Here is a 10,613-nt window from a genome sequence, read left to right as displayed (position 1 = left end):
CCCGCCGCGCGGCGGTCGGGCCGCGCAGGGCTCGGGCCGGGGTCGGCCGGGCCGGGGTCGACCGCGCGGGTCAGCGGGGCAGTTCCAGCGGGGTCAGCAGGCTGGTCAGCAGGTCCAGGTCCGCCGCGGTCAGCGTCTCCAGCAGGCGTACGCCGAGCGCCGGGTCCAGCGGCGCCTCGCCCCGTACGGCCAGCACCGCCGCACCGGCGGCGAGCGCGCTGGCCACCCCGCTCGGCGAGTCCTCGATCGCCACACAGCGGTCCACCGGCACGCCGAGCATCCGCGCCGCGGTCACATACGGCTCCGGGTCGGGCTTGGCGGCACCGACCTCGTCACCGCAGACCACCACGTCGAAGCTGTCCCGCCCCAGCGTGTCGAGCGCCACCTCGACCAACTGCCGGGCGGTGGAGGTGACCAGGGCGGTCGGGATCCCGGCGGCGCGCACGGCCCGCAGGAGGGCCAGGGCGCCGGGCCGCCACTCCAGCCCGCCGACGAACAGCTCGGCGACCCGCCGGTGCAGGAACGCGATCCCCTCGGCCGGGTCGCGCCAGGGCTGGCCGAGGTCGTCGTGCAGGATCCGCATCGAGGTCGCCATCGCGCTGCCGACCATCGCCATCCGGGCCTGCGGCGACAGCACGCCGCCGTACTCGGTCGCCAGCTCGGTCATCGCCGTGTCCCACAGCTTCTCGCTGTCGACGAGGGTGCCGTCCATGTCGAACAGGACGGCGGCGACGCTCTTCGTGGTCACGACGGGTCTCTCCTCCGGGCCGGGTGCGGTCCAGTGTCGCCCGTACCGGCCGGTGCCCGCCCGGTCCCGCCGGCCGGGGTGACCGGCCTCACCCACGCCGCGACGCCCGTCGGACGCCTCCGGGCGACGCCGACCGGGTGTTGACGCCGGTGGCACGGCCGACCGTCCAGGGGCCGGGACCAGCGGTCCGGTGATCGGGACGGCGCGGCCGTCGGGCCGCGCGCCGGTGTGGGACGTAGGCTGACGGTTGTGCGGGACGAAAGGTGCGCTCAGTGACCGGGCCGGACGTGACGGACCGGGAGCGGGCCACCGTCCGGCTCCGACCGACGATCGAACGCAGCAAGGAGATGCCGTGAGCGAGTTCGATGGGCTGCCGGTGCTGCGGTCGCCCGTGGCGATCGCGGCCTTCGAGGGCTGGAACGACGCCGCCGACGCCTCGACGGCGGCGGTCGAGCACCTCGAACAGGTGTGGCAGGCGCGCCAGGTGACCGAGTTGGACCCGGAGGACTTCTACGACTTCCAGGTCAGCCGGCCGACGATCGTACGGCCCGAGGGTGAGAATCCCCGCGTGGAGTGGCCGACGACCCGGTTCATGGTCGCCAGCCCGGAGGGCACCGAACGCGATGTGGTGCTGATCCGCGGGATCGAGCCGAGCATGCGCTGGCGGACGTTCTGCGAGCAGGTGCTCGAGGTCTGCCACAGCCTGGAGGTCAACCGGGTGGTGCTGCTCGGCGCGCTGCTGGCCGACGTGCCGTACACCCGGCCACTGCCGATCAGTGGCAGCGCGTCGGACAAGGACGTCGCCGAGCGGTTCCAGCTCGTACCGACCCGCTACGACGGGCCGACCGGGATCGTCGGGGTGCTCCAGGACGCGTGCAACCGGGCCGAGGTCGACGCGATGACGTTCTGGGTCCACGTGCCGCACTACGCCAACAACCCGCCGTGCCCGAAGGCGACGCTGGCGCTGCTGCACCGGGTCGAGGACGTCCTCGACCTGCCGGTGCCGATGGCCGACCTGGCGGAGGAGGCGGCCGAGTGGGAGCAGCGGGTCCGCACCGCCGCCGAGCAGGACGCCGAGTTGGGCGAATACGTCCGCGAGTTGGAGGAGCGGGTCGGTGACGCGGGCATCCAGCCGCTGACCGGCGACGAGATCGCGCAGGAGTTCGAGAAATACCTGCGTCGGCGGGGTGGTTCCGCCGGTCCGACGGCCGGATCGTGGTGATTCGCAGGGAGTAACTGTCAGATAGCTGACAGTTTCCGTCACCATACGCATCGAAGTGTTCACATGTCCGTATGATCACTCCGACTCCCCTGATGCGGCTCGTGACCGGTTTCTGGAGTTTCAAGACGTTCGCGACCGCGGTCGAACTCGACCTGTTCACGCGGCTCGCGGACGGCCGGACCGCGACGGTGCAGGAGATAGCCGACGAACTGGGCATCGCCGAACGCCCCGCCGACCTGCTGCTCACCGCCTGCGCGTCACTCGACCTGCTGGAACGTGCCGGCGACGGCTACCGCAACACGCAACTGGCCGAGGAGTTCCTGGTCGTCGGGCGGCCCTACTACTTCGGCGGGCAGGTCCGCTACTGCAACGAGCGGACCTACCTGCCCTGGCACCGGGTCGACCAGGCACTGCGGGACAACAAGCCGGTCACCTGGGACCCGCAGGCACAGGAGTCGCTGTTCACCACCGCCGACCCGGTCATGCTCGAACTGTTCTGGGAGGCCATGTACTCCACGTCCCGGTTCACCGCCCGGGCCCTGGCCGAGGCGTACGACTTCAGCCCGTACCAGGCGCTGCTCGACGTCGGCGGCGGATCCGGCGCCTTCCCGATCGAACTGTGCGGCCGGCACCCGAAGCTGCGCGCGACCATCCTCGACCTGCCGCACGTGTGCACCCTCGCCGACGCCCAGATCGCCGACGCGCGCCTGACCGACAACATCACCACGGTCGCCGGCGACTTCCTCACCGACGCGCCGCTACCCGCCGGACACGACGTGATCCTGCTGAGCATGATCCTGCACGACTGGGACGAAGCCACCAACCTGGCCATCCTCGGCCGCTGCTTCGACGCCCTGCCGTCCGGCGGCGCCGTGGTGATCTGCGAACTGCTGCTCAACGACGACCGCACCGGGCCTGCGGACGCCGCCCTGATGGGCATGAACATGCTGGTGGAGACCGAGGGCGGCCGGAACTACTCCGGCGCGGAATACCGCGACTGGCTGGCCCGGACCGGCTTCACCGACATCCGCGTCGTCCCCTTCGACGCCCCCGGCGCCAACGGCGCCGTCGTCGGCCGGCGCCCCTGACCGGGGCCGTGCACGTGGTGGTCCGGGCGGGCACGTCTGCCGGGTCGCGCCCGCCCGGACGCGTCTACGCCATCGCATTGATCGCCTGGACGAGGTTGTAGAAGTTCACCGTGGACAGGCCGTAGTACGGCGAATACGTGTACTGCGGCTGATGGGGTAGGCCGAGGCTGTTGTGCCCGTTGACCACCCCGAACTCGCCGTCGAAATTCGTCAGCCAGTAACCGCCCGACGAACCACCGGTCATCGAGTTCTCCATGTACATGACGCTGGCCCCCGCGTCGTGGGCCTGGGCGATGGCCAGATACAGGTACCCCCCGTCATACGGCGGATCGGCCGGGTAACCGTAGGCGTAACTGAACGGGAAGTACGGCAGACTGAAAGAGATTCCCTGCGCACCCAGATAGTCCTGGATCCGGGTGCCGGAACCGTTGGGCCACACGACGGCGGCACCCCAGTCGCTGTGGAAGTGGCGATGGTCGGTCCACTCCCCCGGCGCCGAGAGATAGCGGGCGTACCAGTAGCCGTACGGGGCGGGCGACTGGGGCCAGGAATGGTCCATGTTGTAGTTCGGCACGAAGATCCAGTTCTGGGCGAAGTGGCCGTCGTAGGCCACACAGTGGCCGGCCGTCCAGACCAGCGATTTGCTCGCACTGTTGACGATGCCGGCGGAACAGACCAGGCCCTCGCCCATGTGGGTGAAGAACATCTTGCCGATGGTGCGCGCGACCGGGTGGCCGACCGCGTAGCGGGGCCGGAAGGGGCCGATCGCCGTGGTGCCGACGGCGCCGACGGCCCCAGCGGTCGCCACCGCCCCGGTTGCCGCCCCGGCGGGTACGGGCGTGGTCGCCGGCCTCGCCGGCGGGATGACGACCGGTTCGCCGCGTAGTTCACCGGGAACCCGCGTCCCACCGGGAACCCGCGTCCCGCCGAAGTCCTTGCCGGGCGCCGACTCCTTGGACCCGCGCACCTGCTCCGCCGGGCGGGCCGCCCGCATCCGCTCCGGGTCCAGTACGCGGACAACGCCCGCTCGTAGTCCCCGGCTCCGGCGCCGTCGACCGTACGGGCCACCTCCGGGCTGAGCCCGGCGACGCTGGTGACCACTCCACGGTCCCGCATCAGGGCGTCCGGCGCGTTCGGCGGCTCCGGGTCGCGCGCCATGCTCGCCGCCGCCGCCGTCAGCGCCACGCAGAACGTCGTGACCACGACGAGCCCGCGCAGCATCTTTCGGGCCATTCCTACCTCCAGGCCGAGGGATCGAAGATCAGAAATTGTCCCGAACCCCGGCGCGGAACTGACGCCGCCGACCTTCTGGCAACCCGTGGCCGAATCGTGGGTGACGACATTCGACCTGTCGCATTCACGATTGACGACCCGGTTTCGGTCTGCCGCCCGAAGTTCGGCGCCAGCCCTCCCCGGGGCCGTCTCTCCCCCGGGACCATCGTGGTGCGGGTCGTCCCGTCGGCCCGGACCGGTGGTCGCCGGCGTCCCGCCGCCGCCCAGCCGATGCGCGGTACGCCCTCGCGGGTCGCCCACCTGACAAGGAGACGTTGATCTGGGCGGGAGAGACCCTACCCGGGATGGGTAGGGTCTCTCCCGCCCAGATCAACAACAACGGCTGGCCGCAGTCGCGGTAGAACCGTCGACGATCGGCCTCGTTGCCACGATTACCCGGGACAGGCCGGGCAGTCCGACGTCAATGCCCCTACACATCTGCGGGCAGTGACCGGGTGCGGGCCGCGAACGTAGAACGTTTGTTGCCATCGCGGCGACAAGAGACGTTCTACAGCCGCTCGGCGTGTCGGGTGGGACGCCACACACCCCGTAGGGCATCCTAGGAACCTAGTTGCCCCTCCGGACCGGACGGACGATGCCATGTCGATCAACCCGGGTGCCGCGTCGATCAATCCCGGCGCCGCCGAGTTCCCCCACCGGCAGATATCGGCCCACCTGCGGGCCCAGATCAGGCGCGGCGACTGGGCGCCCGGCGAGCGGCTACCGTCGATCCCGGCCATCGCCGAGACGTTCGGGGTCGCCAAGCAGACCGTCCAGCGCGCCATCGACCAGCTCCGGGTCGAAGGCATCCTGATCACCAAGCCCGGCTCGGGGACGTACGTCCGCGGCACCCGGCGCCGGCTCAACCGCCTCTCCCGGGGCCGCTACGGCGGGCACCGCGGCTATCACGCCGACCTGGCGGCCCGCTACCGCCAGCAGCTCACCGAGGTCGGCCGGGCCCCCGCCCCGCCCGAGGTCGCCGACGCGTTCGGCGTCAGCGACGGCACCGAACTGCTCGTCCGGCGGCACATCGTGCGTACCGACGACGTGCCGGTCGAGGTCGGCGCGTCCTGGTTCCGGCCGGACGACGCCAACGGCACCTCACTGGAGCGCAGGGAGGCATTCGGCCGCCCGCTCTACCAGGAGGCCGAGGAGGAGATCGGCCGGCGGTACGCCTCGGCCACCGACCAGATCACCGCCCGGCAGCCGAGCCGGGAGGAGGCCGAACTCCTCCAGATCCGGCCCGACACCCCCGTCCTGCACCTGCTGCACGTCGCGTACGACGCGAACCGGCGGCCGATCGAGGTGGCCCAGGCGACCTGGCCGGGCCCGATGACCACCCTCACCGAGCAGTACGCCATCCCCGGCCCGGCCGCCGACCCGGATCCGGACCCCGGCCTGGTCCTCGGCTGACCCGGCCGCGCCGGCACCGCCACCCGGCGCGCACCGCGCCTTCCCGCACCCCAGGCCGGCACCGCCACCGGACGCGCGCCGCGCCTTCCAGACGCCCCGGGCCGGCCGGTGGCACCACCGGCCGGCCGGGCGTGGATCAGAGCCGGATGCCGAGCAGCGCGTCCACGGTCGTGGCCATCAGTGCCGGGGCGGCCGGGTCCGCGCCGGTTCCGGCGAGCGTCGCGTCGGCCCACGCGTCGACCACGGCCAGCGCGCCCGGCGTGTCGAGGTCGTCGGCGAGCCGGGCGCGTACGGCGGCCAGCAGCTCGGCACCGGACGGCCCGGCCGGCGCCGCGGCGGCCCGCCGCCACCGGTCCAGCCGCTCGACGGCGACCTTGAGCGAGTCGTCGGTCCACTGCCGGTCGCTGCGGTAGTGGTCGGCGATCAGGCCCAGCCGCAGCGCCATCGGGTCGACCCGGTCGGCCCGCAGCCGGGACACGAAGACCAGGTTGCCCTTCGACTTCGACATCTTCTCGCCGTCCAGGCCGATCATGCCGGCGTGTACGTAGTGGCCGGCGAACGGTGACCGGCCGGTGAGCCGCTCGGCGTGCGCGGCCGAACACTCGTGGTGCGGGAAGATCAGGTCGTTGCCGCCGCCCTGGACGTCGACGGTGTCGCCGAGCAGGCCCAGCGCGATCACCGCGCACTCGATGTGCCAGCCGGGCCGGCCGGGGCCGAGCCCGTCGCCGGGCCAGGCCGGCTCGTCGGGGCGGGCGCCGCGCCACAGCAGCGGGTCGAGCCGGTTGCGCTTGCCGGCCCGGTCGGGGTCGCCGCCGCGCTCGGCGAAGAGTTCGAGCATCTCGTCGCGGGAGAGGTTGGACTCGTAGCCGAATTCGGGGGCGGCCGAGATGTCGAAGTAGATGTCGCCGGTGCCGTCCTCGAGGCGGTAGGCGGACCCGTCGGCGAGCAGGACCGCGACCTTCTCCACGATCTTCGGGATCGACTCGACGGCGCCGACGTAGTGGGCCGGCGGGATCATCCGCAGCGCCTCCATGTCCTCGCGGAACAGGGCGGTCTCGCGCATCGCCAGCACGATCCAGTCCTCGCCGTCGCGGGTGGCGCGTTCGAGCAGCGGGTCGTCGATGTCGGTGACGTTCTGCACGTAGCGGACCTCGTGGCCGGCGTCGCGCCACATCCGCTGCACCAGGTCAAAGGTGATCATGGTGGCGGCGTGGCCGAGATGCGTCGCGTCGTACGGGGTGATTCCGCAGACGTACATGGTGGCGGCGCCGGTGGGGCGGGTCGGGAAGACCCCCCGGCGCGCCGAGTCGAACAACGCGAGCGGCTGCGCCGGCCCCGGCAGCCGCGGCACCTCGTGCCCCGTCCAAGAGTCCATGCCCGCAAGCGTAACCAGCCCGACACCCCGCCGTTTCCCGGGCGGATGATCAAGCCGTCGGGATGCTCACATCGGCGGCCAGGGCACCGCCGGCCAGTCCTGCGGCGGCGGCGGAAACCGTCCGGTGTCCCGCAGCCGGCGTACCCGCTCGGCCGACCGGGCCACCTCGGAGATGGTCAGGTGCTCGGCGAGGTCGTCGGCGAGCGGCCCGGCGAGGGCCGTGGCGAGGCCGTCGAGCATCTCGACCGCCTCGGCCGGCAGCCGCCGTCCGCTCCACCCCCACAGCACCGTACGCAGCTTGTCCTCGACGTGGAACGAGATCCCGTGGTCGACGCCGTAGATCCGCCCGTCCGGCCCGGCCAGGATGTGCCCGCCCTTGCGGTCGGCGTTGTTGATGACCGCGTCGAGCACGGCGAGCCGGGCTAGCCGCGGGTCGTCGGCGTGCGCCAGCGCGTAGGCGTTGCCCTCGTCGTCGCGGGCGGCGGCGACCCGGAACCAGTCCGCCGGCAGTTCGAAGGTGGGCACGAAGCCGACCGGCGGGCTGCCGTCGGCCGGCTCGTCGATCCACAGCTGGCAGGCGCCCGGGCCGAGCGGGCCGTCCCGCAGCACCGTCGGCGGCACCAGGCCCCAGCCGGTGGCCCTGGAGACCAGGTAGGCGGCGACCTCGCGGCCGGCCAGGGTGCCGTCCGGGAAGTCCCACAGCGGCCGCTCGCCCCGGATCGGCTTGTAGACGCACCGGGCGGTGACGCCGTCGAGGGTCACGAAGCCGCGCAGCGTGGTGTTGGAGGCGTCGACCAGCCGGCCCTCCAGCTCGAACGCGCCGGCGCGCAGCAGCGGCAGCGCGTCGGCCTCGGCGAGCACCGCCGGGCCGCCTGCCCCGGTGGTGCCGCCGGCCGGCGCAGGACCTCCGGACGGCGCACCGGCGCCGGACGGGACGGTTCCACCGGGCGCCGGGTCGGCCGCCGGCCGGGGCTCGCACAGCGCCGGCGGCTCGGCGCCCGGCGCGGCCCGGGTCTCAGGTTCGGCGGAACCCGTCGATTCGGCGGACATGCCCGGAACTCAGCGGTGGTAGCCGTTGTGCCGCGGGCACAGGTGACCCTGCGGGTCGAGCGGCTGCCCGCACAGCGGGCACGGCGGCCGGCCGGCCGACAGCACCCGCCGGGCCCGGTCGATGAACTCCCGGGCCGCCTGCGGGCTCAGCCGGACCCGGAGCCGGTCGAGGTCGTCGTCGGGTTCGTCGTCGATGTCGTCGTCGTCCGCGTCGTCGGGCAGGTCGAGGCCGACCTCCGACTCACCGGCGGCGATCGCCTCGATCACCACCGTGGCGCTGTCGACGTCGAACGCCAGGCCGAGGGTGCCGACCCGGAACTCCTCGTCGACCGGATTGTCCAGCGGCTCGTTGTCCGACGGTCCGGCCGGGGCGTCGGGCAACTCGACGCCGAACCGGCGGTGGGCCTCGGTCAGCAACTCTTCGAGCTTCTCGGCGAGCAGGGAAACCTGCACCTTCTCCAGCGCGACGCTGACCAGCCGGCCACCGCCCCGAGCCTGCAGGAAGAACGTGCGGTCCCCCGGCTCGCCCACGGTCCCCGCGACGAACCGCTCCGGCGGCTCGAAGGCATGCACCTGGTGCGTCATGCCTGAAACCCTATCCGGCGCGGTGGGGCGCCGCGCGGCGCACCGGCCCGGCGGCGACGGCGGGCCGCCCCGGCCCGGTCCGGACCGGCCGGTCCGGGGGCGATCGCCCAGCTCACGACGTACCGTCGGCGGCGGTGACGGCACCGCCCGCGCCGGCGCCGCCGCCGACCGCGGCGTCCGACTCGACGGCCCGCGACCGGCGCCCACGGCGCCGCTTCGGCGGCACCAGCCCGGCCAGTCCCGCCCCGGTGTCGTTGAGCCGGAGCAGGAACGGCCGGATCGGGGTGTAACGGATCACGGTCACCGACGCCGGATCGACCACGATCCGCTGGAACAGGTCGAGGTGCATGCCGAGCGCGTCCGCGACGATGGACTTGATCACGTCGCCGTGGCTGCAGGCCAGCCAGACCGCCTCCGGGCCGTGCTCGGCGGTGACCCGGGCGTCGAGCCCACGTACGGTGGCGACCGAGCGGGCCGCCATCGCCGCCATCGCCTCGCCGTTGGGGAAGACCGCCGCGCTCGGGTGCTGCTGGACGACCGGCCACAGTGGATCCTTGGCCAGCTTCTTCAGCGGCTGCCCCTCCCAGTCGCCGTAGCCGCACTCGGTCAGCCCGTCGTCGGTGACCGCGGCCACCCCGGGCAACGCCAGGTCGAGGGTCTGCCGGCAGCGGATCAGCGGGCTGGTCACCACGGCGGAGAACGGCAGGCCGCGCAGCCGCTCACCGACCGCCACCGCCTGGGCCCGGCCCGTCTCGTCGAGTTCGACCGGCAGCCGCCCGGCCAGTCCGCCGTCGGCGTTCGCGGTGGTGCGGCCGTGCCGCAGGAGCAGGAGGGTCGCCACGATCGACAGCCTAGCCAGAAGCCCGGCTCACCCGCTGCCGGCCGGGCGCCGGGCCGGTGCCGCGGCCGGGTACGGCCGATCGCCGTACCCGGTGCGCGCCGCCGGCCCGGCTGGCCGTCAGGTGGCGGAGATCGTGCCGGTCGTCAGCAGCACCAGCACCAGGCTGCCCAGCGCCACCCGGTAGAGCACGAAGACGTACAGGGTGTGGTGGGCGACGAAACGCAGCAGCCAGGCGATCGCGGCGTAGCCGACCGCGAACGCGAGCACGGTGGCCACCACCATCTGCGCCGGGGACGGGATCAGCCCCTCGCCGCTGGTGTCGAAGACGTCCGGCAGGCTGAACACCCCGGACATCACCACCGCCGGGATGGCGAGCAGGAACGAGTAGCGGGCCGCCGCCTCCCGGCTCAGGTTGAGGAACAGGCCGGCGGTCAGCGTCGCCCCGGACCGGGAGACACCCGGGATCAGCGCCAGCGCCTGGGCGAAGCCCATGACCACGCCGTCGCGCATCTTGAAGTTCTCCAGGGTCCGGTGCTTACGGCCCCAGTACTCGGCGAACGCGAGCACGAACGCGAAGGCGATGAGCACGATCGCGACCACGTACAGGTTGCGGGCCACGCCGCGGATCTGGTCCTTGAACAGGAACCCGAGGATGCCGATCGGGATCGAGCCGACGATGACGTACCAGCCCATCCGGTAGTCCGGGCTCGGCCGTACCGACTTGTCCCAGATGCCGACGACCCAGGTACGGCTGATCCGCCAGATGTCCTTGGCGAAATAGAGCAGGACCGCCGCCTCGGTGCCGAGCTGGGTCACCGCGGTGAAGGAGGCACCGGCGTCCTCCTCGAAGAAGATCGCCGACGTGATCCGCAGGTGTCCCGACGAACTCACCGGCAGGAACTCGGTGAGGCCCTGGACGATGCCCAGGACGATCGCCTCAAGCCAGCTCACGCCACACCCTCGCTCCGCTCGGTGGCCACGGACCCGCGACCACGCACACCGATTCCCCCGACCGGCAC

The 10,613-nt window shown here is 72.7% G+C and carries 10 protein-coding genes; 3 read left to right on the top strand and 7 right to left on the bottom strand.

What is annotated here, in order from left to right; genetic code table 11:
- Nucleotides 1-70: 70 nt before the first annotated feature.
- Nucleotides 71-748 (bottom strand): HAD family phosphatase, encoded by a 678-nt coding sequence (locus tag AB0I42_RS32905; RefSeq protein ID WP_357543629.1) that lies wholly within the window; start codon nucleotides 746-748, stop codon nucleotides 71-73.
- A gap of 352 nt (nucleotides 749-1,100) precedes the next feature.
- Here AB0I42_RS32905 and AB0I42_RS32900 point away from each other — a divergent pair, with 352 nt between their 5' ends.
- A complete protein-coding gene (locus tag AB0I42_RS32900) occupies nucleotides 1,101-1,970 on the top strand; it encodes a PAC2 family protein (RefSeq protein WP_357543627.1) in 870 nt (289 codons plus the stop codon).
- A gap of 71 nt (nucleotides 1,971-2,041) precedes the next feature.
- On the top strand, nucleotides 2,042-3,058 hold the full coding sequence (locus AB0I42_RS32895) for a methyltransferase (RefSeq protein WP_357543625.1): 1,017 nt from the start codon (nucleotides 2,042-2,044) through the stop codon (nucleotides 3,056-3,058).
- 64 nt (nucleotides 3,059-3,122) lie between these two features.
- Here AB0I42_RS32895 and AB0I42_RS32890 read toward each other — a convergent pair whose 3' ends face one another.
- A complete protein-coding gene (locus AB0I42_RS32890; RefSeq protein WP_357543623.1) occupies nucleotides 3,123-4,052 on the bottom strand; it encodes a hypothetical protein in 930 nt (309 codons plus the stop codon).
- Nucleotides 4,053-4,930: 878 nt separating this feature from the next.
- Between AB0I42_RS32890 and AB0I42_RS32885 the strand changes: the two genes are divergently transcribed.
- Complete coding sequence (locus tag AB0I42_RS32885; RefSeq protein WP_357543621.1) at nucleotides 4,931-5,743, top strand: GntR family transcriptional regulator; 813 nt, start codon at nucleotides 4,931-4,933, stop codon at nucleotides 5,741-5,743.
- Nucleotides 5,744-5,879: 136 nt separating this feature from the next.
- Here AB0I42_RS32885 and mshC read toward each other — a convergent pair whose 3' ends face one another.
- The 5 genes from mshC to AB0I42_RS32860 form a co-directional block, all read right to left on the bottom strand.
- Nucleotides 5,880-7,118 (bottom strand): cysteine--1-D-myo-inosityl 2-amino-2-deoxy-alpha-D-glucopyranoside ligase, encoded by a 1,239-nt coding sequence (gene mshC, locus AB0I42_RS32880; RefSeq protein WP_357543619.1) that lies wholly within the window; start codon nucleotides 7,116-7,118, stop codon nucleotides 5,880-5,882.
- 66 nt (nucleotides 7,119-7,184) lie between these two features.
- Complete coding sequence (locus tag AB0I42_RS32875) at nucleotides 7,185-8,168, bottom strand: SCO1664 family protein (RefSeq protein WP_357543617.1); 984 nt, start codon at nucleotides 8,166-8,168, stop codon at nucleotides 7,185-7,187.
- 9 nt (nucleotides 8,169-8,177) lie between these two features.
- Nucleotides 8,178-8,753 (bottom strand): DUF3090 domain-containing protein, encoded by a 576-nt coding sequence (locus AB0I42_RS32870; RefSeq protein WP_357543615.1) that lies wholly within the window; start codon nucleotides 8,751-8,753, stop codon nucleotides 8,178-8,180.
- A 112-nt stretch (nucleotides 8,754-8,865) separates the two neighbouring features.
- Nucleotides 8,866-9,603 carry a histidine phosphatase family protein gene (locus AB0I42_RS32865; RefSeq protein WP_357543635.1) on the bottom strand — a complete coding sequence of 246 codons (738 nt, stop codon included), beginning with the start codon at nucleotides 9,601-9,603 and terminating at the stop codon, nucleotides 8,866-8,868.
- A 108-nt stretch (nucleotides 9,604-9,711) separates the two neighbouring features.
- Nucleotides 9,712-10,545 carry an undecaprenyl-diphosphate phosphatase gene (locus tag AB0I42_RS32860; protein ID WP_357543613.1) on the bottom strand — a complete coding sequence of 278 codons (834 nt, stop codon included), beginning with the start codon at nucleotides 10,543-10,545 and terminating at the stop codon, nucleotides 9,712-9,714.
- Nucleotides 10,546-10,613 lie beyond the last annotated feature (68 nt).

The organism is Polymorphospora sp. NPDC050346, assembly GCF_040655695.1.
Taxonomy (GTDB): domain Bacteria; phylum Actinomycetota; class Actinomycetes; order Mycobacteriales; family Micromonosporaceae; genus Polymorphospora; species Polymorphospora lycopeni.
This window is presented reverse-complemented; position numbering and strand designations above follow the sequence as displayed.